Annotated in this window: 29 protein-coding genes; 7 read left to right on the top strand and 22 right to left on the bottom strand. The window is 32.6% G+C overall.

Annotation, left to right across the window (positions count from 1 at the left end):
• Window positions 1-7 precede the first annotated feature (7 nt).
• From rnhB to Q0P94_RS04850, 3 genes are read right to left on the bottom strand one after another with little or no spacing between them, the layout of a single operon-like run.
• Window positions 8-622 carry a ribonuclease HII gene (rnhB, locus tag Q0P94_RS04840; protein ID WP_295114335.1) on the bottom strand — a complete coding sequence of 205 codons (615 nt, stop codon included), beginning with the start codon at window positions 620-622 and terminating at the stop codon, window positions 8-10.
• Between the two features lie 43 nt (window positions 623-665).
• Complete coding sequence (locus Q0P94_RS04845; protein WP_295114337.1) at window positions 666-1,739, bottom strand: rod shape-determining protein; 1,074 nt, start codon at window positions 1,737-1,739, stop codon at window positions 666-668.
• A 2-nt stretch (window positions 1,740-1,741) separates the two neighbouring features.
• Entirely contained in the window at window positions 1,742-2,380 is a 639-nt protein-coding gene (locus Q0P94_RS04850) for a hypothetical protein (protein ID WP_295114339.1), read from the bottom strand.
• Window positions 2,381-2,786: 406 nt separating this feature from the next.
• Here Q0P94_RS04850 and Q0P94_RS04855 point away from each other — a divergent pair, with 406 nt between their 5' ends.
• The 4 genes from Q0P94_RS04855 to Q0P94_RS04870 are packed head-to-tail and all read left to right on the top strand — an operon-like array spanning window position 2,787 to window position 5,850.
• The gene (locus tag Q0P94_RS04855) at window positions 2,787-3,482 is read left to right on the top strand and encodes an archaetidylserine synthase (protein ID WP_295114341.1); all 696 of its coding nucleotides are present in this window, start codon (window positions 2,787-2,789) and stop codon (window positions 3,480-3,482) included.
• 57 nt (window positions 3,483-3,539) lie between these two features.
• The gene (locus Q0P94_RS04860) at window positions 3,540-4,694 is read left to right on the top strand and encodes a DUF515 domain-containing protein (protein ID WP_295114343.1); all 1,155 of its coding nucleotides are present in this window, start codon (window positions 3,540-3,542) and stop codon (window positions 4,692-4,694) included.
• Between the two features lie 59 nt (window positions 4,695-4,753).
• Window positions 4,754-5,476 (top strand): sortase, encoded by a 723-nt coding sequence (locus Q0P94_RS04865; protein WP_295114345.1) that lies wholly within the window; start codon window positions 4,754-4,756, stop codon window positions 5,474-5,476.
• Complete coding sequence (locus Q0P94_RS04870) at window positions 5,476-5,850, top strand: dihydroneopterin aldolase family protein (protein WP_295114346.1); 375 nt, start codon at window positions 5,476-5,478, stop codon at window positions 5,848-5,850. Before Q0P94_RS04865 ends, Q0P94_RS04870 begins: the two co-directional genes overlap by 1 nt.
• On the opposite strand, the gene mfnA is transcribed toward Q0P94_RS04870, so the two are convergent.
• The 3 genes from mfnA to rplJ form a co-directional block, all read right to left on the bottom strand.
• A complete protein-coding gene (gene mfnA / locus Q0P94_RS04875) occupies window positions 5,851-7,008 on the bottom strand; it encodes a tyrosine decarboxylase MfnA (RefSeq protein ID WP_295114348.1) in 1,158 nt (385 codons plus the stop codon). It lies immediately after the preceding gene.
• A 57-nt stretch (window positions 7,009-7,065) separates the two neighbouring features.
• Window positions 7,066-9,345, bottom strand: coding sequence for a phosphoenolpyruvate synthase (ppsA, locus tag Q0P94_RS04880; protein ID WP_295114350.1), 2,280 nt, complete (start codon window positions 9,343-9,345; stop codon window positions 7,066-7,068).
• Window positions 9,346-9,514: 169 nt separating this feature from the next.
• Complete coding sequence (gene rplJ, locus Q0P94_RS04885) at window positions 9,515-9,997, bottom strand: 50S ribosomal protein L16 (protein WP_295114352.1); 483 nt, start codon at window positions 9,995-9,997, stop codon at window positions 9,515-9,517.
• 221 nt (window positions 9,998-10,218) lie between these two features.
• Here rplJ and Q0P94_RS04890 point away from each other — a divergent pair, with 221 nt between their 5' ends.
• Entirely contained in the window at window positions 10,219-10,455 is a 237-nt protein-coding gene (locus Q0P94_RS04890) for a KEOPS complex subunit Pcc1 (protein WP_295114354.1), read from the top strand.
• A 182-nt stretch (window positions 10,456-10,637) separates the two neighbouring features.
• Window positions 10,638-11,681, top strand: a complete 1,044-nt coding sequence (locus Q0P94_RS04895) for a hypothetical protein (protein WP_295114356.1) — start codon at window positions 10,638-10,640, stop codon at window positions 11,679-11,681.
• Here the strand turns inward: Q0P94_RS04895 and Q0P94_RS04900 are convergent.
• Window positions 11,678-12,760, bottom strand: coding sequence for a nucleotidyltransferase family protein (locus Q0P94_RS04900; RefSeq protein WP_295114358.1), 1,083 nt, complete (start codon window positions 12,758-12,760; stop codon window positions 11,678-11,680). The genes Q0P94_RS04895 and Q0P94_RS04900 overlap by 4 nt on opposite strands.
• Before the next feature lie 88 nt (window positions 12,761-12,848).
• Between Q0P94_RS04900 and Q0P94_RS04905 the strand changes: the two genes are divergently transcribed.
• Entirely contained in the window at window positions 12,849-14,105 is a 1,257-nt protein-coding gene (locus tag Q0P94_RS04905; RefSeq protein WP_295114359.1) for a dihydroorotase family protein, read from the top strand.
• Window positions 14,106-14,148: 43 nt separating this feature from the next.
• Here Q0P94_RS04905 and Q0P94_RS04910 read toward each other — a convergent pair whose 3' ends face one another.
• From Q0P94_RS04910 to mtrC, 15 genes are all read right to left on the bottom strand, one after another.
• Window positions 14,149-15,384 carry a 4Fe-4S binding protein gene (locus tag Q0P94_RS04910; RefSeq protein WP_295114361.1) on the bottom strand — a complete coding sequence of 412 codons (1,236 nt, stop codon included), beginning with the start codon at window positions 15,382-15,384 and terminating at the stop codon, window positions 14,149-14,151.
• Between the two features lie 20 nt (window positions 15,385-15,404).
• On the bottom strand, window positions 15,405-16,832 hold the full coding sequence (locus Q0P94_RS04915; protein ID WP_295114363.1) for a Ni/Fe hydrogenase subunit alpha: 1,428 nt from the start codon (window positions 16,830-16,832) through the stop codon (window positions 15,405-15,407).
• Between the two features lies 1 nt (window position 16,833).
• Complete coding sequence (locus Q0P94_RS04920) at window positions 16,834-17,760, bottom strand: F420-nonreducing hydrogenase (RefSeq protein WP_295114365.1); 927 nt, start codon at window positions 17,758-17,760, stop codon at window positions 16,834-16,836.
• Window positions 17,761-17,776: 16 nt separating this feature from the next.
• Window positions 17,777-18,202, bottom strand: a complete 426-nt coding sequence (locus Q0P94_RS04925) for a hydrogenase iron-sulfur subunit (protein WP_295114367.1) — start codon at window positions 18,200-18,202, stop codon at window positions 17,777-17,779.
• A 310-nt stretch (window positions 18,203-18,512) separates the two neighbouring features.
• Entirely contained in the window at window positions 18,513-19,763 is a 1,251-nt protein-coding gene (locus tag Q0P94_RS04930; RefSeq protein WP_295114369.1) for a SufD family Fe-S cluster assembly protein, read from the bottom strand.
• On the bottom strand, window positions 19,732-20,487 hold the full coding sequence (locus Q0P94_RS04935) for an ABC transporter ATP-binding protein (protein ID WP_295114371.1): 756 nt from the start codon (window positions 20,485-20,487) through the stop codon (window positions 19,732-19,734). Before Q0P94_RS04935 ends, Q0P94_RS04930 begins: the two co-directional genes overlap by 32 nt.
• Window positions 20,488-20,626: 139 nt before the next feature.
• Window positions 20,627-20,893 (bottom strand): PRC-barrel domain-containing protein, encoded by a 267-nt coding sequence (locus Q0P94_RS04940; protein ID WP_292606090.1) that lies wholly within the window; start codon window positions 20,891-20,893, stop codon window positions 20,627-20,629.
• A 55-nt stretch (window positions 20,894-20,948) separates the two neighbouring features.
• Window positions 20,949-21,557, bottom strand: coding sequence for an NTP transferase domain-containing protein (locus Q0P94_RS04945; RefSeq protein ID WP_295114372.1), 609 nt, complete (start codon window positions 21,555-21,557; stop codon window positions 20,949-20,951).
• Window positions 21,558-21,575: 18 nt separating this feature from the next.
• The gene (locus Q0P94_RS04950; protein WP_295114373.1) at window positions 21,576-23,045 is read right to left on the bottom strand and encodes a methanogenesis marker 14 protein; all 1,470 of its coding nucleotides are present in this window, start codon (window positions 23,043-23,045) and stop codon (window positions 21,576-21,578) included.
• A 165-nt stretch (window positions 23,046-23,210) separates the two neighbouring features.
• A complete protein-coding gene (mtrH, locus tag Q0P94_RS04955) occupies window positions 23,211-24,143 on the bottom strand; it encodes a tetrahydromethanopterin S-methyltransferase subunit H (RefSeq protein WP_295114374.1) in 933 nt (310 codons plus the stop codon).
• A 13-nt stretch (window positions 24,144-24,156) separates the two neighbouring features.
• Window positions 24,157-24,396 (bottom strand): tetrahydromethanopterin S-methyltransferase subunit MtrG, encoded by a 240-nt coding sequence (gene mtrG, locus Q0P94_RS04960; RefSeq protein ID WP_295114375.1) that lies wholly within the window; start codon window positions 24,394-24,396, stop codon window positions 24,157-24,159.
• 12 nt (window positions 24,397-24,408) lie between these two features.
• Window positions 24,409-24,615 (bottom strand): tetrahydromethanopterin S-methyltransferase subunit F, encoded by a 207-nt coding sequence (locus Q0P94_RS04965; protein WP_295114376.1) that lies wholly within the window; start codon window positions 24,613-24,615, stop codon window positions 24,409-24,411.
• 11 nt (window positions 24,616-24,626) lie between these two features.
• On the bottom strand, window positions 24,627-25,343 hold the full coding sequence (mtrA, locus tag Q0P94_RS04970; RefSeq protein WP_295114377.1) for a tetrahydromethanopterin S-methyltransferase subunit A: 717 nt from the start codon (window positions 25,341-25,343) through the stop codon (window positions 24,627-24,629).
• Complete coding sequence (locus tag Q0P94_RS04975) at window positions 25,344-25,673, bottom strand: tetrahydromethanopterin S-methyltransferase subunit B (RefSeq protein WP_295114378.1); 330 nt, start codon at window positions 25,671-25,673, stop codon at window positions 25,344-25,346.
• A gap of 17 nt (window positions 25,674-25,690) precedes the next feature.
• A complete protein-coding gene (mtrC, locus tag Q0P94_RS04980; RefSeq protein WP_295114379.1) occupies window positions 25,691-26,503 on the bottom strand; it encodes a tetrahydromethanopterin S-methyltransferase subunit MtrC in 813 nt (270 codons plus the stop codon).
• Window positions 26,504-26,563: the final 60 nt, after the last annotated feature.

Raw genomic sequence — 26,563 nt, forward strand, 5'->3', positions numbered from 1 at the left:
AATAAAATTATTTCATTTTAGAAACAGTAGCCCAAGACCTTCTAACAAAATCAGGCATTTCATCATAGGTATAATTAGTTAAAAATTTTTTTGTTGTGGGGTCAGACGGATATCCGGAACCAATACCACCCATCTTAATAAAATCCTTATTTATTTCAACAATTTGAGCATCTCTTTCTGCTTTAGCTATTATAGAAGCCGCACTTACTTCCATATATTTGTCATCTGCTTTATGTTCAGCAATAACATTGACCCCAGTAGATTCACAAAGGTTATTTTGAAATCTTTCTGCTTTTACGTCAACAGCATCAACAATAGCTTTTTCAGGATTTAACTTTATTATTAAATCCCTCATTGCATTTTTTTCAATATCATTAAGATTTATTCCATCAGCTCTCATTTGATCAATTTCTAAAGCTGAAATAACAACAATTTCATAATCAAACATTTTTTTTAATTTTCTTGATAGAATAGTACGTCTATTTGGAGTTAATCTTTTCGAATCCTTAACCCCCATCCTTTCAAGAACCTTTTCCATCTTTTCAGGAATGATAACTCCTGCAATAACCATAGGCCCTAAAACAGAGCCACGACCCGCTTCATCAATACCTAAAATATCCATAAAAATCAGTAAAAAAAAGTTAAAAAAGAAATAAATATAATATTTATTTCATAGCTCGAAGACGAACTTCAGGTTCTAATGCAAGAGGTTCTGCAGCAACAATAGCAGTACCTTTCGCAACAACAGTCATTGGATCTTCGGAAATTTCGACAGGAATGGAAATTTCATCAAAAATCCTTTCTTTTAATCCACGAAGTCTGGAACTTCCTCCAACAGCAACCGCATTATTGTAAACGCCCATCATCAATTCAGGAGATAATCTTTCTAGAATCACATTTAATCCATCAACAATTTGTTGCATATATGGTTCTACAGCGTCAGCAACTAACATTGAGTCAATAACAACTTTTTTAGGCCTGTTAGTTTCTAAAGATTTACCAATAACTTCAACACTTAAGTTTTCAAGTTGTTCGGAACAGTGAACCATACCCACTTCCATTTTTGCGGATTCTGCATCATGAATACCAATAGCTACATCATATTTTTCTGCAACAAGTTCTACTATTTTATTATCAATATCATCTCCACCGCATCTAACGGTTTCAATGTCATTAATACCACCAAGAGAGATAATCACAATATCAGTAGAACCGGCACCAATATCAATAACCATAGTACCATTTGGTTCAGCAATAGGTAAACCTGCACCGATAGCAGCCGCCAATCCTTCACTGATTACTAAAATATTTTGTGCACCTGCTTTTCTACCAATTTCTTCAGCAGCATTCTTTTCTACTTCAGATGCATCTCCAGGAATTCCAATAACAATTCTTCCAACACTTTCACCTTCATTAATACCTATTTGCATTGCCTTAATGAGTAATGCTTGTGCTTGAACAACATTTTCAATAACTCCTTTTTTCAAAGGTCTTACAGCAAGTATGTCCTCAGGAGTTCTTCCAAGCATTCTTTTAGCCTCTTCTCCAACAGCTAACACTTCAGAAGGGTCGTCTTTTTTAACAGCAACTACAGATGGAATTTGATATAAATCAAATTTATCACCTGAAGGTTTAGCGATAACAGTGTTTAAAGTTCCTAAATCAATTCCTAAACTATTACTAATAACTTTGGTATTAGCAACTTGTGGTTCTTCCTCATCCTTTCCAAAAATATTCATGATTATTCCTCCGTTACAATATCTTTAAAATCTATAACGAAAATTTTATTTGATGTAGCGATACTTTGAACCTTTTTAACATATTCATCTTTATCTACTGAAATTAAAATAGTAGATAAAACAACTTCATTAGCATTGTAAAACGGCTTCAAAGCAGATTTGATGAAGTTTGGTAATTTTACTTCATTACTTAAATCAATATTAATGAAACCAGTAGTCTGTGATTCCTGCAGTATGGCAAAAGAAATTTTGGATTTTTCAATGAGGGACACAACATTCCTAATTATATTATCTGGAGCAACAAAAGCCATCAAATTAGGTTCTTCGCCCAAATAATTACGAGGAATATCTATAAAAGCCCCACCTCTTTTTTTAGTTTCATTTTTGAAATCATTCATACTTATAGAATTCCCATAAAGCATGATAAAATCAAATTTTTTATCCAATTTACCCTCTTTTAATATAACATGCTCCCTAAACAAGATTTTAACATTATGATTAGAAGCTATTGCCTTATAAGCCATTGCATCGATTAAATCAGCATTACCTGCAATAACACACCAACTTTTTTCGATTTTATAAGAACTATCAGTGGTGATTCTTGCAGCTTGCCTAAGGATACGTATATTATCTTCAATCATTGAACTACTCACATTATATTAATTAAGTCAGATTAACTTTAAAAATAAACGTTAAAATTAAAAAACAATTAAAATTAACCATTTAAAATATTAACAATATAGCTATTTTTAAAGTCTAACAATTAATATTTTTTCATACTATTATTATATATATTTTATCTTTTATGGTTATTTTATAAAAAAAATAAATAAATTTCAATTATTAATAAAATTCTAAACGAAATCAATATTAAAATTGAATAAAATTAATTAAAAGACAATTAAATTTAAAAACAATAGATAAATATATTCCATAGATAAAAAATAACACTTATAAATAATTAAATATAAATATAAGTATTAATAAGTCGAATTACAAGACAAAGTTAATAAGATATGAAGTAAAAAGTATTACTGGAGTCGAAATATGAAAATTGAAAGGACCAATATTCAAAGTTTTATAGCAATATCAGACATTATTTCATTGTTAAATATGAGTTCTGGATTTTTATCAATAATATGCTCAATCAACAATCATTTTGAATTATCAGCATTATTGCTGATTGCAGCAATTATATTTGACTCCATAGATGGTTGGGTAGCTCGAAAACTAAACAGAGATGATAGTTTAGGATTTGGAAAAAATATAGATTCTCTATCAGATATCGTATCCTTTGGTGTAGCACCTGCAATATTTATTTATACCTCAATTAACACCACATCAATGCCAATGCAGATACTTGTAATACTTGTTAGCTTATTAATTGTTATTTGCGGTGTTTTAAGATTAACTAGATATAATGTAATATCAGACCACATTGAAACAAGCGATTTTATTGGATTTCCCATACCAGGAATCTCATTTATAGTTGCCACATTATATTTAAGCGGATTATATAACATATATTTGACATTATTATTAGTAGCATTAGTGTCAGTTCTAATGATCAGCAATGTTAAATACCCCAAATTTTCAAATCTGCCAGCAATTGCAATTTCTTGTATTTTGATAATCCTCATCATATTACCAGTCCCCACAATATTATACGGAGTTAATGTACCCGCTTTAATATTATTATTATTCTGTTTATACTACCTCATTATTAATTTAATTAAAAAATGAGACCAATTTACTCCTATTAATTAAATTAACCATCAAAATTAAAAAGGAGTAGTTAAAATGAATAATAAAAAACCAAGAGATCCATATTCTAAAGGTTTTAAACAACCTGAAGAATTAAACAATATTTTACCAAAACCAAAACCGAAAGATGATGAATTATCACTATTGAAAAAATTTAATCATAAACTTGGAGTTTACTTAAATCCCAGTGATACAAACATAAGTGAAAATGAAAAAAAGAGAAAAATTGGAGTAATAATAACCATTTTAATATTATTTACTTTAATAATCTCAGCATACTATTTTTTAATTTATGAACCTACTCAGAAAGAATTATCTTTGGAAAAAACAACCAAATTAAACGAACTTCATGAATTATATACCGGAGCACTGGCCATATCCCCTAATGAAATGAATTTAGAAAATAAAATAAAAAATGGAAAAAATATTGAAGAAATTGAAATGATAGATATTTTAACTCCCGCTACAAAAGACTGGAAATCATATCATCAAAAGGCAATACACACAAACATAGATAAATATAACAGAACAATGGCTGTTTATTCAAATGAAAGTAAAAATGTCATAATGTCACAAAATGATGCAATTAAAATTGTTAATGAAAATGATGCAACAATATTGTCCAAAATAAAATTTGAAAAACCGAACACCGTCTCTGTGCCTATATTAGTTTCAAGACTTCAGGCCGGTGCAGGACTAGTGAACGTTGGAAGTATTGTGGACATATACACCAATTTAAATAATACTTATGATGAATTACCTTCAAACAACACCAATCCGGACATCAGCGGATGCACAGTTCTGTCTATTATGAGATATGAGGAAAATGGGGAAGTAGACTCTGAATATTCAAAATCAAAAATGAATGTGCACGGAAATATTACAAATCCTCAGGAAAATTCTAAAAAATTTTCTTCAAATGTTTTGGAGATGATTAAAGGAAGCATGATGAACGGATATAATGAAAAAGAAACATTTGAACTGCTTAAAAATTATGGAATCAAACTATCAAATTACGAAAGACAGATAAATTTAGGGGATTTGGATGCTCAATATATGCTCCTAATTGAAACACCTCAGGATAAAGTAAATTTTATGTTGAATAATATGGACAATATTGTGTTAACCATTCCGACAACCAATGCCCCCGACTGGATGATAAATGAAATAAGTTCCACATATGCAAATTAAGAAAACTATATATAAAATTAATAAAAACTATTATTATTAGAATATAAAAAAGTGATAATATGAACAAACCAAGTATCATGACTATTATAGTCATAATTTGCATCCTAATAATAGGATTATATGCAATGGGAGAGGTTAACTATTTTTCATCTAAAATAAGTATTGAGAGAAATATTGAATCTCCAGTAATTGTAATTCCATCAATTGGTGTTCAAGAGAAAATTAATAATGAAACCCTTGATCAGGGCGTATTACATGAATTAAACTCATACACTCCGGACAGTGGAGATGTGTTATTATTTGGACATAGAACCCTTCAGGGATCACCATTTTTAAGACTTAATGAACTTCATAACGGAGATTCATTCATTTTAGAATGGCCGGGTATTGGAGAGCTGAAATATAAAGTTATTAACACTACAATAGTTCCCGCAACATACCAACTCAGTGCACAGGAAGGAGGAAACAGTGCTTATTTAATTACATGTGACCCAATCGGTTCAACTGAAAATAGATTAATAATTCACGGAGAATTAAGTGAAACAAATCCAATAAATGATGCAATTCTTAAAAACAATCCTCAAGAATCAAATGCATTAATCATAACTGCAATATTTTTAATTATTGGACTCGTATTTAGCTTTTTCTATCCTAAGGATAATAGAATTTACATTTTAGCAACTATCCTAATTGTTTCCGCAATTTTATTTTATTGTTGCATCAATCCAATCCCATCCGGAATGATATATGATAAAATAATTTTCTTAAATGGAGGAATATAATGGATGTAGATGAAAAGTATTTTTCAAACATTACAAAAAGAGAAAGAGCTATATTTGAAGGTGCAATAAGTATGGGTGCATTATTCCACCAATTCGTTGGAACTCCAGTAAATAAAAATTCCAAAAAAAGTCTAGAAACAAGCATGGAAGAATCCTTAAAATTGCAACCTGCAATTGATGACGTTGAAGTTGAAATTAGATTCGATAAACTAGAAGAATCCATGACCGAATTTGACTATACTTCACTTACAGGAGATATGCTGGACGTTAGGATATTTACAAAGGTGGACAATGTTAAGGCAACAATACGTATAGAATTTATTGAAGAACTTAACTACCCATTGATGTATGTGGAAAATATAGAAGAATCATAGTTAGTAGATTTTTTCCAAATCTTCTAACAATTCTTTTAAATGACTTTTTTTAATATGATTCATCAACACTATACGAATCGCAATAGGACATTTGGCAACAGAAACTTTCCAACCTAATTCATCTAATTTTTTTGCAAAATCATGAGCTTCAATATTTGGATGGTTAAACGCCAAAATATTTAATTCAGGCTCACAGACAACATCATATCCAATGTTTTCCAAACCTTCCTTTAAAAAATAAGTATTTTCCATTAAATTTTGAGCAATTTTGGAATAACCCTTTTTACCGAAATATTTCATGATTGCATAAGTAGCTGCTGAAGAAGCACCTAAACGAGTTCCGACAATAGTTGATTGAGTTTTAACTGTTAAATATGGTGAATCAATAGCCATTACCTGCAAATATTCTTTTTTTCTGAATATAATCCCCCCAGCAGGAATAGGTGCCAAACCCATTTTATGCGGATCGACAGTGATTGAACAAACCCCTTCCAATGAAAAATCAAAAACGGGCAATTCATAACCGGCTTCCTTTAAAAAAGGAATTGAAAATCCTCCAAATGCAGCATCAACATGAAAATAAATATTATTTTCATGAGCGATTTTGGAAATTTCTTCTATAGGATCAATCAAACCTAATTCGGTTGTTCCGGCTATAGCCACAATAGCTACAGTATTCTCTGAAATAGCATTTTTAACTGATTCAACATTAATCCTAAAATCATCACCCAATTCAGCTTCCACAATTTTTAAATTAAGCATGTCCGCTGCTTTTTTAAATGAAAAATGGGCAGAATCAGGAATGATTATTTCCCCATCAACGATGCCCTTATATTTTCGGGCATGATTTCTGGCAGCGCGAATAGCCATGAGGTTGGCTTCAGTACCTCCAGTGACAATATTACCATAAGGTTTTTCAAGAGATAACAAATTACCAATAAACTTTATTACATCATTTTCAATATGTTTAGTTCCTTTAAATAAACCAGGATCCCCTAAATTAGTATCTAAAAACTTACAATAAACTTCCTTAGCAAATGGATGTGCTTCAGTACACATTGAACCTAAAATCCTTCCATCAGCGTAATTATAATCTAATTTATGTAACTCCATTAATTCATTTAAAATAATTTCCTTGTCTATTGGTTCATCTTGCATAAAATAACCTATGAGAATAAATAATCTAAATAAAAATAAAAAAAAGAAAGAATAAAATTATTCTAAACGTTTACGAGCAGCGTCGAGAATAATTTTTTGTTCAGCTCTAGCAACAGTTTTTCTAACTTCTGCTACTGCATCAGTATTTGAAGATACACTAGTGATTCCAAATCCAACAAGTTTTTCAACAATATGAGGAACACTGCCTGCTTGACCACAAATACTGCAGGTAACTCCTGCTTCAACACATTTTTTAATGGTTCTTTCAATTAATTTCATTACCGCAGGATGTTCTTCAGTATAATGTTTAGCTACAAATTCATTGTTTCTGTCAACCGCAAGAGTGTATTGGGTCAAGTCATTTGTACCTAAACTTACAAAGTCAATACCTACATCAATATAATCTTCAATAGTTAAAGCTGCAGCAGGAATTTCCACCATCATACCAAAGTCAACATCTTTGTGAGGTTCTAAACCTACTTCAGAACAAAGTGCTTTAGCTTGTCTGAGTTCATCAGGACTTTGAGATAATGGAATCATTATTCCAATGTTAGTGTAACCTTGTTCATGTAATTTTTTAATAGCCTTGAATTCACATTTGAGAATTTCAGGTTGGTCTAATTCTCTTCTAATTCCTCTCCAACCAAGCATTGGGTTGTGTTCTTCAGGTTCGTTTTCTCCACCTTCCAAAGTAATGAATTCATCAGTAGGAGCATCTAAAGTTCTATACCATACTGGTTTTGGATAAAATTCATCAGCTACAATCATGACGTTTTCTGCAATGGTATCAATTAATTCATCTTCTTTTCCATCAGCAATGAATTTTCCAGGGTGAATACCTGCAGTCAACATTAAATGTTCTGTCCTTAAAAGTCCGACACCATCAGCACCAGTAGCTGCAGCCTTAGCTGCTGCTTCAGGCATACTTACATTTGCTTTTACTTCAGTTACAGTAATTAATGGAGCTGCTTCAACACTTACACCAGCAACCGGAGCAGATGCATCTTCAGTTTTTGAAATTCCTTCAAATACTAAACCTTTTTTACCATCTAAAGTAACACCAGAATTTTCTTCTAAAGTTGCTGTAGCATCACCGGTTCCCACTACACAAGGAATACCGAGTTCACGAGAAATGATGGATGCATGGCAAGTTACTCCACCTTCATCAGTTACAATACCACTTGCTCTTCTCATAGCTGGAACCATATCAGGAGTGGTCATGGTTGTAACCATTATGTCACCATCTTTGATTTTATCTAATTCATCAATATCTAAAACAATTTTAACCTTACCTGAAGCCATACCAGGACTTGCACCAAGACCCCTTACAAGAACATCGCCTAAATCAGATGATTCACTTCCTTCATCCACATCAACATCACCTAAAGTAGTTATAGGCCTTGCTTGCAATAAGAACAAATTATTTCTTTCAAAAGCCCATTCAGTATCCATTGGTTCACCATAATGAGCTTGAACCCTTTTACCCATTTCAGTTAATTCAATTAGCTCTTCATCAGACAATACCCTTTCTTTTCTTTTTTCTTCAGGAACATCAACTTTCACACTAGTACCATTTTCATCATTAGTGTACATGACTTTTTTATCACTGATTGTGACATTGACAATTTCATTGTCTTTTTTATCAACTTGATAGTTATCAGGAGTTACATCTCCAGATACAACTGCTTCACCAAGTCCCCAAGATCCTTCAATCAATGCAATTTCTTCACCAGTTGATGGATTAACTGTAAACATTACTCCTGCTTTATCAGCATTAGCCATTTTTTGAACAACAACCGCGATATATACTTTAGAATGTTCAAAATTATTTTCTTCTCTGTAGAAAATAGCTCTAGCTTCAAATAAAGAAGCCCAACATTTTCTGATGTATTCAATTACTTCTTCATCACCTGAAACATGCAAGAAAGTATCTTGTTGACCTGCAAATGAAGCTTCAGGCAAATCTTCAGCAGTGGCTGAAGAACGTATAGCAACATCAGTGTCATCTTCACCAACTCTTTGACAAAGTTGATTGTAAGCTTCAAGAATTAATACAATCATATCTTCTGGAATAGGAGCTTCATTAATGATTGTTTTAATTTCTTCAGCAGCAGCTTGAAGAGCTTTTGTATCATTAATATCAATTTCTTCAAGAATACTCATGACCTTATCATTAATTCCGGCTTCATCCATAAATTTTTCATAAGCTTGCGCAGTTACTACAAAACCTGGCGGTACTGGAATGCCTGCTTGAGTTAATTCACCCAAATTAGCACCTTTTCCACCTGCAATCCCAATATCAGATTTACTTAAATCCTCAAATTTTATAACATACATGAAATATAACCTCTTGGATTAAAAATATATCACATTGACATAATAAAATAGCCAATATTATTTTTATATATAATTTTCAATGTTTAAATATTTAATGAAATAAATCAGAAAAAATAGTAAAAAAATAAAAAGTATAAAAAAAGTAGAAAAAAAAGTTAGTTAAAAAAATCTATTTAACTAAATCTTGACCTTTGTCGACAACAATTTTACATGGAACTGGTATTTTCATACCTGCTCTTTTTAATGCGACTTTAGCTTCTTCAAAGTTCTTTTTTTGACAATCAATAGTGATGATTCTTTGATCTTTTTTAACAATAGCTTCAACACTAATTGGTTTACCAAAAGCGTTTCTCATACCACTTTGTACCCTATCCGCACCTGCACCAGTTGCCATTGGGTTTTCTCTTACGATTTGATGTGGGTAAACTCTTAATTTCAAGTGATAACCCATTCTTCCAGCAGCCCTTTGCATTAATCTGTTAGAAGCAATCCTTGCAGCTTCTAAAGAATTGTGTCTAATTTGAGCCGGTTTTTTAACAGCTAAACTTACGGAAACCGGAAATTCATCTTTTAAGTTTCCCATATCATACTGTACGATTCTTGAATTTGGTGTTTTTCTAATATAATCTCTTCTAGTATAAGCACGAACCATTATTATTCCTCCGAAATAAACATAACATGTTTAACATGTTTTAATTAAAAAAATAGCTATGAATAAATGAAATTGAAAATAGCTATATGTAAATTATATATCGTAATATAATAGAATACTTAAATATATTGATTTAGTTATTAATAAAGGTTACCATATTTTTAAAATTTATGACAAAAATATTTTAAAATAAAATAACATATTTATATTATAGTGATATTATGAAAATATCTGGAAAAATAACATTCAATTATAAAAATGAAAAAAACGCCAAACTCATATATGATAGTTTGGAAGTGGATAATGAAGATTATCTCAAATCAAATTTATCAAACAATAAAATTAACTATGAAATTACTTCAAAAAATCTCGGAAGTTTCCTAACAACAGCAGATGATTTAATAGCTTCCGAAATAGTGTCCGAAAAAATTATTGGAAACACCGAAAAAGATAATTAGATAACTTTCAAGTTTTCAAATAACATTAAAAAAATATCTTCTTTTTTTTACAAACATTTAATCAAATAAAAAAAAAATTATTACCAGATTTCTATAAAAAAAGCCCATAATAGCAAGTTTTATATAAATAAAAAAAAAGATATTAAAATATTATTTTAATTAAATTGAGAGAGTGTTTAAATATGGCATGTCATTATCATCCAGAAAGAGAAAGCACAGACATTTGTGCAATATGTGGAAAACCAATTTGTAAAGAATGTGGTTTGGAAATTGCAGGAAAAATTTATTGTAAAGACTGTTTGCAGAAAATTGTAGGAATAGGATTAGAAAATAATACCTCAGAACCAATTAAAGAAACACCAGTCGAAAAAGCACCAGTTGAAGAACCACCAGTCGAAAAAGCACCAGTTGAAGAACCACCAGTCGAAAAAGCACCGGTTAATGAACCACCTGTAGAAAATATTTACGACACAAAAGAAGAAGTAATTTACACTCCTGAAGAACCTATCACTCAAGAATATCAAAAAATCAGTGAAGATTCACCATATAACATTAAAGAAAATATCAATTACACAGGAGGATTAGAATCATCATATTTCTCAGAAAATGAAAAACCACAAAATGTTGTTCAAAATGGTGCTGAAATCTATGCAGAAGAACCAACAAATATTCAACAAGTAGTTGAAGAGGAATACATTTATCCAGATCACTCATATGAACCACAACCAACAAGTGCTCGAGTAGACTTAGAAGACAAATATGAAAAATATTTGGATGATTTATACTTCGATGAAAAAGAAGTTCCATTAAACGAGCAACTTGCAAAAGATGAAGAACAATTTGGTTCATTAACTAGAAAACCTTACAAACCTAGTGAAACACCTGCAAAAGATCAGAAAAGAGCAAGACCTGAAACTCCTGAAGAAATGGAAGCAAGGATAAGAGCAGAAATATTGAAAGAACAAGGTATTGAACCTGAATATTCTAAAAAGGATATTAAGAATAATGAAAACATCCATAATTTAAACTATCAAGAAGAAAAAGAACCAATGGGCGCTGTCGACATATTATTAACAATAATATTGGTCATAGTTATTCTGGTTGTAGTTTATTACTTAATTTACTTGTTCTTCTTACATGCAAGTTATCCTACATTCACAGATGCAATATTTGGACTTACAAATCCACAGAATGTTATTAATAACATCTTAACCAAAACTGGTTAAAATAATGAAATATTTTCATTATTTATTTTTTGATTGAATCTTTCCAAACACTCTTCATTTTTATATCCTAAAATCCGAATATTGGATGGATAACCATCGATATATTCGGAAATCTTACTTTTTTTAATCGGATTTTCTAAAATACTTATTACACGCTGTTTAAAATGTGTGGAAAACCCAAAAAGTATTGATTCTTTTAATTCATCAACACTATTGAAAGGTCCATTATCAATTATATTCCGAGCTAATTTATCATTAAATAGATTTAAACTAGATAATTCTTCAAAATCATAATTATTAGCAGTATTTAAAATAGAATCTTCATCACGAATACCATAAATAATAGAATCCTCTTTAATAGATTTTTTCAATACTTCAACAGTTTTTTGAGGCATCATATCTAAGACATTACTGAAATTATCTTCAACAATACTCTGCCTTATCAATGTACCACTAACACCTCCAATTCTTTCAACAAAAAGGAATTTGTCTTTGAAATCAAACCCTATTTTTGATAAAGAATTAGCAAAAGAAGCTATTACGTAATTATCTTCCTCAAGTTTATCCCTTAAAAGAATTTCACCAGTGGTCTTGTCAACTATTTTATAAGGTTTTGGAGCCACATGATGACCCATATTAACTCTCTTTAAGATTTCATCAAATCCATCAACTTTTTTATAACCCCTCGGAATATAAGATGTATTCAATGCCTTAAACATTTTACAAAGACATAAAGAATATTGCCCAGAACCCATAATTCCCATAGGAGGACCTTCAACAACAATATCTGCACCTACAGAAATTGCGATTTCTGCTCTCAATTCCCTTGGAAGTATATATGGAATACCTCTACCACTTCTCTCAAATAAGCCCGGTACAATAGCAACAAATAACGAGTCAGGAAAATGATTTTTAGCAGTTTTCATACAATGAAAATGACCATTATGCAACGGATTGTATTCAGTGAAATCGGCAACCAGGTCAATGTCGGAAGTCGTATCCGAAATAATATATTCACTATCTAAATCTTTGTTAAATAATTCCATATCCCTTTTTAGAATAGATGAAACTTGAGACATATATTAAGATATACATATTAAATTAAAAAAAACTTATGTTTTAAAAAATATAAATCTATATAATAATTCAAACATAAGGAGTTAAAACATGGATTTAGTAATAAAAAATTGCAGATTAGTTGATAAGGCAGGAGAATATTTCATAAAAGTTAATGATGGAAAAATTACAGACATCTCCAAAACACCTATTGAAGCAAGTGAAAGTATTGACATTAAAAATAATTTTATTCTCCCAGGTTTTATTGACCCGCATATACACTTTAGAGATCCAGGTTTAACTCAAAAAGAAAATTTTAAAACTGGCAGTTTAAGTGCTGCAAACGGAGGATTCACAACAGTGTTTGACATGCCCAATACCGTCCCAAAAACAAATACCTATAAAGCACTTAAAGAAAAAATCAAAATAGCGGAATCCAAATCAGTGGTTAATTTTGAATTGCTAGCTGGAACAAACACCCTGGAAGAAATGAAAAAAATGATGGAATTGAAGCCAATTGCATTCAAAATATTTATGGATTTGGAAAGTGACGAAAGTCTAGAAAATAATTTTCACAATCTCTCTATTTTAAGAGATGAAACCAATTATAATGGAATTGTATCAACACATTGTGAAAAAAAATCCATTGTTGAAACTGAAACTTCAAAATTAAAGGAAAAAGACGAAAATAAGGCAATTGATTACAGTTATGCTAGGCCTGCAAAATCTGAAGACGAATCTGTAAAGCAAGCTATTGAACTTGCAAGAGCAAATAATTTATCTTTGCATATCTGCCATTTAAGTTCAAGGAAATCATTAAACTTTGCAAAAAATGCAAGTAAAATACAAGCAGTAAGTTGGGAATTTACACCACACCATTTATTACTTGACAATACTGCATACAATATATATGACACATTCATAAAAACTAATCCCCCACTCAGAGAAAAACAAGACAGCATAAACATTAATGATATAGATGAAAATTCAATAATTGGAACAGACCATGCACCACATACAATGGAAGATAAGCAAAAAGGAGTTTGGAATTCATCACCAGGCATACCAAACTTGGAAACAGTTGTTCCATTACTTTTAACAGAAGTCAATAAAGGAAATATAAATTTAAAAATCATACCAAAAATATTTTCACAAAATGCTTCAAAAGTATATCAACTTGAAAACAAAGGTGAAATAAGCATTGGAAAAGATGCTGATTTTACAGTAATTGATTTAAAAAGAGAAGGCATTTTCAATATTGAAGAATTTGAAACAAAAGCAGAATATTCTCCATTTGATGGTATGAAGTATATTGGAATGCCAGTAATGACAATAGTTAATGGAAAAGCAGTAATGGATAAATTATAACTAATTTTAAAAAAAAGAAAAATAAAAAGGTGTGTTTTCACACCTATTTATAACATAATGCGTCTTCAGGACATGCTTCCATACATTGACCACATAAAGTACAGAATCCTGCAATTGGTAATTTAGGATCTTCTGTTTTGTGGAGCATATCGTATGGACATGCTTCGATACAGTCACCACATTGGTCACATTTAGATGGGTTGAATAAGATTCTGTCTCTAAGTACAGCTTCTCCATCAATAGTGATTTCGTATTTTTCAACTTTTAATGCATCGTTGGAACATACTGAAGCACAAGCTCCACATCTAATACAACTAGTGAATGATGGTTCCGCATCAGTTTCTACTAAAGCAGGGCAGGACATACCAGTTTTGGTAACTACACGAATTGCTTGAGTAGGACATTTGTTAGCACATGCACCAATGAAATCACATTTTTCTACATCTCTTCCGATACCTTCTGCATCAACAGGTGCACCTTCACCCCATTCTACATCAATATCTAATGCATCAACAGGACAAAGTTTTACACATAAACCACATGCAGCACATACACTAGGGATTGCAACAGTTAAACTAGCACTGTTAGCAGCAATGAAATCACCAGGACATGCTTCTACACAAGTGTTACATCCGATACATTTAGCGGAATCAAAAGTGAAAGATTGGATTTCTTTAGAACGTTTGACTGGTACTTTTTCAGCAATGAATATTGCATTCCAAGGACAGGTTTGAGAACATAAACCACATCTAATACAGTCATCATTTACAGTAACAGGACTTCCAACTTCTTCAAGAGTGATTGCATTTACAGGACAAGGATCTACACAAGTTCCACATCCAACACAATCTTTGATGTAAACAGGACCTTTTCCTTTGAGATCTAACTCATATTCAGCAGGTTCTTTGACACCAGGAATTCCAATTACATCAACTGGGCAAATGTCAACACATTTTTGACACATTACACAGAAACCTTCAACTTCTTTTAATTTTTCACCAGTAACTTTAATTGTTTCTTGTGGGCAAACTTCTTCACATTTACCACAGGAGTCACATAAAATAGAGTTGAATACTAATCTTGCTTGAGTTACTCCTTCAGCGATTTCGTATTCTTCTACTTTTAATGCACCTTGTGGACAAACGTCTGCACATTTTGGTTCTTCACCACAAGTATCACAGTGAATAATAGAGTCAGGTGTTACCTCAATAGCTGATGTAGGACAAGTTCCTTCACAAGCACCACATTTTATACAGCCATCTTCATTAAATACTATCATTTATAAAAACCCCCTTAAATTTAGAATTTTTTAATGAGGTTTCCTTCACTGTCTACAATATCTACTTCAGCTAATCTCATTTGGCTATCCATTGTGTGGGTAGCACAAGATAAACATGGGTCGTAAGCTCTGATAACCATTTCCATTAAGTTGAAAATGCTGTCATCTACTTCTACACCAGGTTTGATGTAATCTTTAGCTACTTGGTGAATACCCATTTCCATAGCTGGGTTGTTTTGGATAGTTGCTACAACAATGTTAGCTTTGGAAGTTAAACCATTTTCATCGGATTCGTAGTGGTGGATTAAAGTACCACGAGGAGCTTCTACAATACCTACACCTTCACCAGCAGTTCTTTCTAATTCATCAGGGAATTTTTTACCGGATAAATCTTCTTCTAATGCTGCAGCAGCACATTCAGCAGATGCTAATAATTCAATGAGTCTAGCATAGTTGAATAATAATGGTGCTTGAGCATATCCGAAAGCATCACGGAAAGCTTTAAGAGCTTCTTGTGCGAGAGGTGCTTCTTTAGGCATTTGGTCACAAACATTAATCCTAGATAATGGTGCAACTCTGTAAATACCTTCTGGGTATCCTAATTCTTTAATGTAAGGGAATTTTAACCAGGAGTAAGGTTTTACGTGTTCAGCAACAATGTCGGTGTACTCTTCGTTTTTGTATTCGAGAAGGTCACTACCATCTTTGTCTTTGATTCTGACTTTACCATTATATACATCCCAAGTTCCATCTTCTTTAACGAGACCACAGTGTCTGGTGTCACCGAAGTTACCTAATGAGGAAACTAAATCGATTTTTTCTTCAAATATTGGAATAGCTAAATCGAGAGTAGCTTGTGCTAATTCTACGTTTTGTTTAGCTCTTTCAAGTAAATCTTTTTGAGTATCAGCATCTAATTCGGTAGAAATACCACCAGGAGTGGATGAGGTAGGGTGAATAGGACGACCACCTATTTTTCTAACCATTTCTAAACCGTTTCTTCTGATGTTAATTGCTTGGAGTGCAATTTCAGGCATGTCTTTAATTACTTGGAAAACATTTCTAGTTTTTCTGGTTCCGTTAGGAATGATTAAATCTGGTGCTGCTAAGAAGTAGAAGTGAAGCGCGTGGGAGTGCATGTATGAACCCCAGTTCATAATTTCTCTCATTCTGTATGCAGTAGGTAAGATTTCTTCATCTTTGAAACCGAAAATTTGGTCAACTGCTTTTGCAGCTGCTAAGTGGTGTTGTACATCACAAATACCACAAATTCTAGGTACAAGTCTTGGTAATTCTTCAACAGGACGACCAGTTAAGAATTTTTCAAAACCTCTGAATTCCATAACATGTAATCTTGTTTCTTCAACATTTCCCGCATCGTCGAGATGTACGGTAATTTTTGCGTGTCCTTCAATACGAGTGACAGGTTCCATAGTAAGCTTAACCATTTTATTCTCCTCCTTTCTGCATTTTCATTGGTACTAAAGCAGCAGGTAATGTGTAACTGTAGAAAGTACCTACAATATCATCTAATTGATCAGCTACAGTTTCAGGATCAACTGTTTTATCTTCATTTACACCGTAGTCAGATGCAATAGCACTGATCATTTTTGCTCCTTGGTCTAATACTTTAGCAGTAGGACCGTAACATCCTCTACATGGGATACCAATGGAAGGACATTCTGCTCCACATAAGGATACGGTTGCAGGACCCATACATACTAAACCTTGGGTAATTAAACATAAATCAGGTTCAGGAGCGCCTAATTCAAATTGTCTTTTAATAAAGTCCATTGCTAAACCAGCAGGTGGTTTTTCTCTAGGACATACTTCACAAAGGTTAGTTGAAGGTAATTCGATTGTTTCTCCTCTTAATAATGTTAAAATAGCTTCTGCTACAACATCTGAACGAGGTGGGCAACCTGGAATCATTAAGTCAATATCCATACATTCACTTAAAGGTCTTACTCTGCTTTCGAGATGAGGTACATCTTCGTGAGGAATAATTCCTTCAGGGTTTACAGTGGATACAGAGTTAATGTATGCTTCTTCTTCTAATTCTTCTACAGTCCATAAGTTTCCGAGACCTGGAATACCACCGTAGCAAGAACAAGTTCCGTAACAAATTACCATGTTAGCTTTTTCATTTAACATTTCAGCTAATTCTCTGTTTTCATCGTTTCTGATTCCACCTTCTACAATAATAATGTCTAACTCAGGTACTTCATCATATTTAGTATCCATGAGTACAGGGGAAAATTCAAAATCAGCGAATTCCATTACATCAATTAAAGATTCGTGGAAATCCGCAATGGATAAGTGGCAACCGGAACATCCGCCTAACCACATAGTTCCTATTTTAACTTTATCTGCCATATTAAACTCCTCCAATTTATCTTTCAGCATCTAATTGTTCTTTTAATGGAGCTGGACCTAATTCTTTAATTCTGCTAACCATCATTTTAACAGCTTGAGAGAATTTTTCACCTTCGGATGCGGAAATCCAGTCGTGGTGAACTCTTTCTTTTCCAATTCCCATATCTTCGACTAATTTATAAATTAATCTCATTCTACGATCTAATTTGTAGTTTCCAGCATCATAGTGGCAGTCACCCATGTGACATCCAGCTACAAATACCCCGTCAGCACCTTCTTGGAATGCTTTTAAAACAAATTGTGGGTCAATTCTTCCAGAACACATTACACGAATAACTCTAATATTCGGTGGGTATTGCATCCTTGCAGTACCTGCTGTGTCTGCTCCTCCATAGGAACACCAGTTGCAACAAAACATTACAATTTTTACATCATCAGCCATAGAGTTTCTCCTCCTCTATAAAATATTTTTTACCAATTTTGAAAAACTTCTGTTTCTCAAAACCAATTTTAAAGTTTTTTAAAAAATTTTAAAATCTTTTTTTTAAGGAATACAAGTTTAGGTATGCCTTAAAATCACAATTTATGTACGTAATGAGCTAGCTCAGCATAACATTATGTACTGATTAATATATTTCATTAATAATTAATATAAAGGTTACTTAGAAAAATAAGCCAAAAAGTTTAAATACTATAAAACAAAATTTCAAAAATAAAAAGAATTAGACTAAAAAAAGAAAAATTAGATGGAATTACATTCCATCAAGACTCATATCAATCATATTTTGAGTTTGCTGAGCTAATTCATCAGGAAGACCAGTGATATCCATATTTAAGAATCCTCTAACAATCATGGATTCAGCATCTTCTTCATCAATACCCCTAGAAGTTAAATAATTAATCTCATCTTCAGATATTTTACCAACAGCAGCCTCATGAGACATTTCAAGATTTGCAGAACTAGCTTCAAGCTCAGGAACCGCATAAATAAAACTATCATCAGATAATACTAATCCATGACATTCCAAATGACCTTTAACATCAGGTACAGTACCGGCCAAGTGCCCTCTAGCATAGATTTTAGATTCATCCTGAGCAACCGCCCTAGAAATAACTTCCCCACGAGCACCTTCAGCATTTAATAGAACTCTTGATCCCACATCAATAATGGAATCTTTTTTACCACCCTGAATACTTTGGAAAATAGCTCTTGAATTTTTTCCATTACAATAAGCTGTAGGGAAAGATTGAATAGTACTTACTGGACTAGTTAAAATATAATTATTAATGTAAGTTGAGTTATCGCCCAATTTAATTCCAGTTCTTGGACGTACTTCAACTTCTTCAGCCCAATTATGAACCATTGTAAATGTGATTTTGGAACCTGGTTTTAAATACATTTCAGAAACACCAACGTGCATCGCAGATGATATGTCATCACCAGTTGCACAACCTGTAATCAAGTGCAATTCTGAGTTTTCTTCAGCAATAATAACATTGTGTGCAGTTTGCATAATATCAGTATCACTAATAAACATACAAGCTTGAACAGGCATTACTTCTTTAGTTCCAGGCAATGACCTTACAAAATAACCACTTTTAATACCATCTTTTTCTTCACGAAGTGCAGTTTTAGCAGTGTATTTATCCGCATCAGGTTTAACAACATTCCAAAGGTAATCTTCAACCCAGCTATATTTATCCAATGCCACACCAATATTCATTACTTCAATTGAATCAGATATGGAGTTATTAGTAAAAATATTACTTTGGTCAACTTGTAAAAATGAACCTGATCTGTTCTTTTCATCAGTATCCACACCTACTTTTAAAAGATCTTTTTTAGTTTGATTGTTTAAATCATCCAAATCATCAATCATATCTAAAGCATTAACTGTTTCATCAGTGAAATTTTCAATAGTAATATCTGCACCTAAAGGTGCTTTTTTATCTTTAGCTTTTTCAGCATCACTATAAACATTGCGCACACTCAACACATCCATTAAAACCATTTTTCCTAATATCTTCTAAAATTTCAGTTGGATTTCCAGAACAGGAAATAACACCATTCATTAAAACATGAGCTTTATCAGCATTAACAAAGTTTAAAATATAACCTAAGTGAGTGATTAAAAGTCCACTTCTCTTTCTAGCACCATGTTTTTTATCTTTATCCAATAAAGTTCCAATTTCTGAAGCCAGTAACTCCACATTTTCAATATCCACACCTGAATCAGGTTCATCAAACATAGTGAAATCAGGCATTTGAGCAAGCAACTGTAAAATTTCAGAACGTTTTACTTCTCCACCAGAAAATCCAAGATTTACATCTCTTTCTAAAAATTCATCACTAAATTTAAGTTTTTTGGCTAATTCCTTCATTCTTGGATTCAAATCTTCATTGACATCTTGATGAGATTCAATTTTTAATAAATCTCCCACAGATACTCCTCTAATTGCAGGAGGTGTTTGGAAACTAACTCCAATACCTAATTTAACTCTTTCTGCAGTAGAAAGGTTTGTAATATCCTGACCTTTGAATTTAATTGAACCATTAACTACATTATAATTTGGAAAACCCAATATTGTTAAAAATAATGTACTTTTTCCAGCACCATTTGGCCCTAAAAGAACGTGAGTTTCTCCTTCAGCAATTGAAAGGTTAATATCTTTCAAAACCCTTTTTCCAGCTACTTCAACAGCTAAATTTTCAATTTCAAGCAACATATAATCACCTTTAAAAAATAAATATGAATTTGTTATACTAATATAACTTTAATTTACTAAATATAAATACTTAACAGTATATATAAAAAAAATATCAACAAAATAAAAATGAATAAATAAAAAAAATAGGATAACTGAATTATTCAGTTACAATAATAAATTCGCCGACTTTTTCAACTTTAGCAAAAGGAACTAACAATAAGTCGCCATTTCTTTTAGCACCTTTTACATGAATATTACGATCACTTTCTACTCTAATAGCGATATCAACAATTTTACCAGTTTTTTCGTTGATAATTAATTCATCCAAGACTCCAAGGATACGTGCATTATTGGTAGCTACTTGATAATTTTTAATTTCACTCCATAGTTTTTCTTCTCTTTTTGGAATTTGTTTATTTTCCATTGAATCACCTGATAAAAATTAAATTTAGTTATATAAATATTTAACTTCATTATATTTAAACATAATATTCATTGTATAATTTTTCGGCAACTTTGCTATCTGGAATTGTATTAATATTTAATGCCAACTCAACTTTTGGAATAACCAACTGTTCTTCCTCTTGAACAATATTAATGCTTCTTAAAACATTTAATCCGGAAGGAACATTACCATTGAACTCATAAGAATATTCAAGACCCAAATTTTCAAAAATCTCTACTGGAACTAAAATGGACAATGCATCCTTATTGGAACTTAAATAATACTTCAAAACATAATCAATAGTTTCAGTGGATATAAATGGTAAATCTGCATTTATAAAAAGTAAAATATCATCACAAGACTGTTTTTCAAAATATTCCAAAATAAAAGACAAATCCGTCAAATAGTCATCACCAGAAGTATCCAAAATTTGAAAGTCACCATCTATCGAATTCAAATAATCAATAGTTTTGGTCGTGTTAGGACTGACAGCAATAACCAATTTATCGATTAATTTAGAGTGATTTACATTATCAATGACATATTTAATTAAAGGTTTATCATGTAATTTGAAAAGAGGCTTTTCACAAGGAACTTTCAGTCTGGTTCCTCTACCTCCCGCCATCAAAATTGCATAAATCATGACAAACCACATTAAAATTTAAGCGAATTTACCGCCTGCCATTTTCATACGATCTTTAAGAATACATCTTCCACCTTGTTTTCCACCAATAGGAACTTTAGGAGTACCCATTGAATTCATACAACGAGCCATAATAGCGGAACCTAATGCAAGACCATCTTCTACAAAAACGACATTTTCAAATTTATCCTGAACAGCTTCCAAAATAAGCTCAGGTTTGCGTCCAGTAATACCTGCCCTACCAGTGATACCTAAAGCAGAACCCGGAACAATAACATTTTCCTTGAACGCAACATCTAAAACTCTTTTAACAATATTAGTACTTACATAATCCAAAGTTGAAAGTAAAGTTGGAAGGCCATCAGCATCATAGAATTGAGCACCCAGTTCCATTAATTCAGGAAGTTTATCACCATTAAATCCAACATCACAACCAATTAAAGTAGTGCCCGCTTTTTCTGCAGCCTCAGGATTGACTGGAACAGTTCCAAATCTTTCAACATCCATTGGAACTTTAGTGATATTAATTAATTTATGAGCTTCCAAAGCATTAGCCTCAGCTTTTTTACGATCAGCCTTTTTGATTGCCTTTTCATCATATAAATCCAAAGCTGCTCCATTTTTCTTATCAATCATTCCAGAACCTCTTGCAAGTGAATCACTTACAACACCCGCAAGACCTAAAAAGTTACCAACAGTATTAGCATAAGGTTCATTATCATTAACAATACGTCCTGCCAATGTGGAACCGAAGTCTAGAGAAACACAAGGATTTCTGTAATCCACATCAGTCCATTTAGCACCTAATTTAATTCCAGCTGTTACAAGTTCCCCTTCCATTTCATTTGCAACAGTTTCTTTACCTTCTGGAGGAACTACACTAACAACAGCTCCATCAAATAAAATATTTTCTAAAAGAGAATGTTTTTGTAGCCTTTCTGGAAGTTGAGAAATACTCATTGCCGGAGACATCTTACGTGGAGGTATGTCAGCTTCAAGACAACCATCAGCAAGAGCAATAATTAATTGACCCGCTTCTTCAGCAGTGGCAAAACCAGCAGTTACACCTGTAGATCTTACTACAAAATCCAAATCCTCATCTTTATCAACATGACATTTTCTAAGAGATTCCAAAACAGTATCTCTAATAAGTTCAGTGACGGCCTCTTTAGAAAGTTCAATACCCCAAACAGTTTTACCGAAAACTTCTTCTGAAGGTTTAGGAGGTCTGATATCCCTAGTCATTTTAACAGTTTTATTTAACAAATAAGATTCACTAGTGTTTAAATTAGTAGCCATTACAATGGATTTAGTAGTGGTATTTCCCAATTCAACAGAAGCAGTTACATAAAAAGTATCTGGCTTTTGAACAGCACCAGGACTTGCAGGGCCTGCTCTTTGAGCTTTTAAAGTAGCTAAATTACCTTCTTTAGAATGAGCAATTATAGGTTTAGGACCTTTATTAAAAATTTTACTTAAAAAAGACATTATCAATCTCTCCAAAATATAAAGTTAATTAATAATCTCTTTTTAAGATAATATAAATTTTATTAAAAAATTCTTAAAAATTAGTTGAAATCAATTGAAAAAAAGTAAAATTAATATAAAAAAAAGATTAGATGAAATAAATCATCTAATCGGGACCCTTTTTGTTTATAATAATTTGTTAATTGGGTGTTCTTCTACAGGTTCAGTACCGATATCTTTTGCTGCTTCAGCAATCATAATATCAGCCATACCACAAGCAGGGAAAGCAAGTTTTGCGTTTTCGATAGGTCCAAAGAGAACGAAGTCTCCTCCAGCCATTTGTTGAACAATGTTAGAACCTATATCACAAACAGGCCATGCTTCTTTGTGTTCTTTTTTGTATCCTCTTAACCAGTCCCATGCGGATGGAACGTTGTGGATACCAGAACCTACTGGGTATCCCCATTTAGATTTTACAGCGAAAGAAGTTCTTACTGCAGGACCAGCACCTTGACCTAATGGAGTAACTGCTACATCCATCCATGGTTTAGTAATTCCACATTCATCAGCCATTTCGAGAATACCTTGGTCAATTACAGATCCACCAGTTTCCCAAATTTCGATTTTTCCTTCTACACCAGGAGTCATTGGGTTGAAACCTAAGAGAATGGATGCATCGATGTCTGAGTTTTTAACTGCTTCAATTTCACCAGGTTCTGCTGCCATACTTATAGAGTTGTAAACAGCTCTTTCACATAAACCTACATCTTGAACATATTCTACACCTGCAATTTTTGCAGCAGCTGCGGTTGAATCTATAAGGAAAGGTTTGTCACAGATGTCACCAACAAATTCTAAGTATTTTACCATTGCTTCAGGAGTAGCACCGAAAGTTTGTACAACACAAGGGTTTCCTGTTACATCGGACATTTCTTCCATAGTTTTAATTCTTTCTTCAGCAGCATCTTTATCAAAGATACCTTCTTTTTCATCACTAATAATATTGTGTCCGCCGTAGAAGATAGTTCCTGCTAAAACAGTAGGATATTCACCAGGTTGTCCTCCCATTTTTACTCCAGCAATATCTACGACGAGTTGTTCTTTCTCAAATCTAAACATAAGTATAAACCTCCTATAATAAGGTTGACAACATTGTAGTTACTCCGAATTTAATAGCTACAATTAAAATCATTAATCCAATTATAATACCATATAATATTCCAACATCTCTACCAGTTTGTTGGCCTAAACGTTGATAATATTCTCCAACAGTGAAATCAACTTTTTCTTCTGCTTCATTTAATCTTGAAATAGCATTATTGACATCATCAGTTGAAACCATTACTTGAGGTATTGAATTTTCATCACTCATAAATAAACACCTCTAAAATCCTGCTAATTTTGCAATTAAAGGAATAATTACGATTAAAAGTACTGCAATACAAGCACCATAAGCAAAACCTTTAAATCTGGTTGCAAGTAAACCAGCAAATAATTTACCTTCTCTTGCAAGGAGTTTTGAACTGTATTCAGCATCATCAGCTGCAGTTTTCATTCCATTTATATTTGGTTTGTTTGAAATTTGTACCATAATCTATCCCCCTAGAATAACAAGAATAAAGTTCCAATAATTAAGGTAAATGCTAATCCAATCATGATACCTTGGACTTTACCAGCATAATTACCAGCCATATTTCTTTGAACAGCACCGACCATATCGATTTTTGTGTTAATATCCCTAATTCTTGATTCGATAAGAGCAGTTTCAGCAGAAACAACTTTAATTGCTTCTCCTTCTTCTTCCTCTCCGTCGTCTTCGTCAACAGAAATGACCATTGCTTCTTCTTCGAAAGCACCTGGATCTTTTTCTACACATTCATTAATTTTTGATTGAATTGCTCCAATATCTTCTGTGTCAATTAAGTCAACAATTTCTAATTGTTGTTGGAATCTTTCAACACCATCTAAAGGAACATTTTCAACAAACGGAATAGCACCAGTTGCGCCTATAATTTTCTTTTTATCAGGATCTGCACCATTTTCGTGTAAAGCTTTAAAACTTTGACCTGTAATGTGTCCTTGTACTTCAGCACCAGCTAATATTAAGAAACGAATATTAGGGTTTGAAATAATGTTTGCTACAACTTTTTCTATTCCTAAGTTTTCTGTTTTACATGGACCTGCAATTGCTGCTCCAGAAAGTTCAGCTTCAATGTGAGAAGCTAATGTTGTTACTGCAACTGGGCTTTCAGGATCACCGACAATGTAGTCTCCACTAATAACCGGCCAGCCATCTGCAGGAGCTTTTTTATCAGCCATCTATAAAACCCCCATCACTTGTAAGATTGGTAATGCAGCAAATATAATGAATGTAGCTAATAAGAAACCATATACCATGTTAGTTAATAATCCTGCAGTAACATAAGAACCTTCCCTTCCAGGGTAAGATCCAACAGGACTTGTATATGGGTCTAATGAAGCCATTAATTCATCAGCAGCCAATTCGACTTTTGCTACTTGTTCGTCTACTTCATCCATAGATAGGAGAACAATTCCTGAACCTAAAGATGATCCGATAACCCCAGTTGAAGGGTCTAATGCGAAATTCATTTCAGGTACTACCTGAATCATAGGTAACATTTGAGCCATACTTAATTCCTCCTAATCTAATTTTCTACTTTAGGCCATAAACCAGCCCATTTGGTTGAAGCTGCATCATTACATGAAGCTAATACGAATGCTCTGAATGAAATAATCCAACCAATTAAACCTACTATAAATACAATGAACCAACCAAATCCACCTGAAGTTACAGATAAAAGACCAACGAGAGTCATTGATAAGAATGCGGTTGATAATGCACATTTTAAAGTTCTTAATTGATCTTCGTTAGGCCCTAAACATGCGTTGAATGGATGTTGGATAGCCATAGTACATAAGATAAATAATACTGCAATGAAACCAGTAGCAACAACGTGTTCGTAAACAGCAGCCATGTTATATGTACCTGCAATTGCAACAGAGAATGCGAGAATTGATAAGGTTGCTGCACCTGCAATTTCAATAGTACATTGAAGCATAATAGGTATTTTCATTCCTACAATTTTAGTTGCGACTATTGCAATAATAGCACCAATAATAATAGCAATAACAAGAGCTGCAATTGGTCCAATAATAGCCATTTTTAAAATAGTTGCTAAACTAATACCTGCTAAAGCAGAGATAACACCAACAGATAAAGACATGTAACCAATAGATGGTACACCAGTACCTAATCCGTAACTAGCTACTCTACGAATAGCATCTGCTCCCCATACAATTGCACAAACAGCACCAAGACCTGCAATAACAGATCCTAAATCACCTAAGAATCCAGCGAGATAAATAGCAATCAATGCACCAACAATACCTACAGCCAATAACATTGTTGAGCTTACTGCACCTGCAGCTGCACCATCAGCACTTCCACCAGCAGACATTTTAAATACCTCCAGTTAAAATAATACAAAAGATTCCGACAACGATAGATGCGATAGCAC

The organism is uncultured Methanobrevibacter sp., from assembly GCF_946184425.1.
Lineage (GTDB): Archaea > Methanobacteriota > Methanobacteria > Methanobacteriales > Methanobacteriaceae > Methanocatella.

Excerpts from the sequence above, each read along its gene's own strand:
- rnhB (WP_295114335.1), bottom strand. The coding sequence starts at position 622 with ATGGATATTTTAGGTATTGATGAAGCGGGTCGTGGCTCTGTTTTAGGG.
- Q0P94_RS04845 (WP_295114337.1), bottom strand. The coding sequence starts at position 1,739 with ATGAATATTTTTGGAAAGGATGAGGAAGAACCACAAGTTGCTAATACC.
- Q0P94_RS04850 (WP_295114339.1), bottom strand. The coding sequence starts at position 2,380 with ATGATTGAAGATAATATACGTATCCTTAGGCAAGCTGCAAGAATCACC.
- Q0P94_RS04855 (WP_295114341.1), top strand. The coding sequence starts at position 2,787 with ATGAAAATTGAAAGGACCAATATTCAAAGTTTTATAGCAATATCAGAC.
- Q0P94_RS04860 (WP_295114343.1), top strand. The coding sequence starts at position 3,540 with ATGAATAATAAAAAACCAAGAGATCCATATTCTAAAGGTTTTAAACAA.
- Q0P94_RS04865 (WP_295114345.1), top strand. The coding sequence starts at position 4,754 with ATGAACAAACCAAGTATCATGACTATTATAGTCATAATTTGCATCCTA.
- Q0P94_RS04870 (WP_295114346.1), top strand. The coding sequence starts at position 5,476 with ATGGATGTAGATGAAAAGTATTTTTCAAACATTACAAAAAGAGAAAGA.
- mfnA (WP_295114348.1), bottom strand. The coding sequence starts at position 7,008 with ATGCAAGATGAACCAATAGACAAGGAAATTATTTTAAATGAATTAATG.
- ppsA (WP_295114350.1), bottom strand. The coding sequence starts at position 9,345 with ATGTATGTTATAAAATTTGAGGATTTAAGTAAATCTGATATTGGGATT.
- rplJ (WP_295114352.1), bottom strand. The coding sequence starts at position 9,997 with ATGGTTCGTGCTTATACTAGAAGAGATTATATTAGAAAAACACCAAAT.
- Q0P94_RS04890 (WP_295114354.1), top strand. The coding sequence starts at position 10,219 with ATGAAAATATCTGGAAAAATAACATTCAATTATAAAAATGAAAAAAAC.
- Q0P94_RS04895 (WP_295114356.1), top strand. The coding sequence starts at position 10,638 with ATGGCATGTCATTATCATCCAGAAAGAGAAAGCACAGACATTTGTGCA.
- Q0P94_RS04900 (WP_295114358.1), bottom strand. The coding sequence starts at position 12,760 with ATGTCTCAAGTTTCATCTATTCTAAAAAGGGATATGGAATTATTTAAC.
- Q0P94_RS04905 (WP_295114359.1), top strand. The coding sequence starts at position 12,849 with ATGGATTTAGTAATAAAAAATTGCAGATTAGTTGATAAGGCAGGAGAA.
- Q0P94_RS04910 (WP_295114361.1), bottom strand. The coding sequence starts at position 15,384 with ATGATAGTATTTAATGAAGATGGCTGTATAAAATGTGGTGCTTGTGAA.
- Q0P94_RS04915 (WP_295114363.1), bottom strand. The coding sequence starts at position 16,832 with ATGGTTAAGCTTACTATGGAACCTGTCACTCGTATTGAAGGACACGCA.
- Q0P94_RS04920 (WP_295114365.1), bottom strand. The coding sequence starts at position 17,760 with ATGGCAGATAAAGTTAAAATAGGAACTATGTGGTTAGGCGGATGTTCC.
- Q0P94_RS04925 (WP_295114367.1), bottom strand. The coding sequence starts at position 18,202 with ATGGCTGATGATGTAAAAATTGTAATGTTTTGTTGCAACTGGTGTTCC.
- Q0P94_RS04930 (WP_295114369.1), bottom strand. The coding sequence starts at position 19,763 with ATGGATGTGTTGAGTGTGCGCAATGTTTATAGTGATGCTGAAAAAGCT.
- Q0P94_RS04935 (WP_295114371.1), bottom strand. The coding sequence starts at position 20,487 with ATGTTGCTTGAAATTGAAAATTTAGCTGTTGAAGTAGCTGGAAAAAGG.
- Q0P94_RS04940 (WP_292606090.1), bottom strand. The coding sequence starts at position 20,893 with ATGGAAAATAAACAAATTCCAAAAAGAGAAGAAAAACTATGGAGTGAA.
- Q0P94_RS04945 (WP_295114372.1), bottom strand. The coding sequence starts at position 21,557 with ATGATTTATGCAATTTTGATGGCGGGAGGTAGAGGAACCAGACTGAAA.
- Q0P94_RS04950 (WP_295114373.1), bottom strand. The coding sequence starts at position 23,045 with ATGTCTTTTTTAAGTAAAATTTTTAATAAAGGTCCTAAACCTATAATT.
- mtrH (WP_295114374.1), bottom strand. The coding sequence starts at position 24,143 with ATGTTTAGATTTGAGAAAGAACAACTCGTCGTAGATATTGCTGGAGTA.
- mtrG (WP_295114375.1), bottom strand. The coding sequence starts at position 24,396 with ATGAGTGATGAAAATTCAATACCTCAAGTAATGGTTTCAACTGATGAT.
- Q0P94_RS04965 (WP_295114376.1), bottom strand. The coding sequence starts at position 24,615 with ATGGTACAAATTTCAAACAAACCAAATATAAATGGAATGAAAACTGCA.
- mtrA (WP_295114377.1), bottom strand. The coding sequence starts at position 25,343 with ATGGCTGATAAAAAAGCTCCTGCAGATGGCTGGCCGGTTATTAGTGGA.
- Q0P94_RS04975 (WP_295114378.1), bottom strand. The coding sequence starts at position 25,673 with ATGGCTCAAATGTTACCTATGATTCAGGTAGTACCTGAAATGAATTTC.
- mtrC (WP_295114379.1), bottom strand. The coding sequence starts at position 26,503 with ATGTCTGCTGGTGGAAGTGCTGATGGTGCAGCTGCAGGTGCAGTAAGC.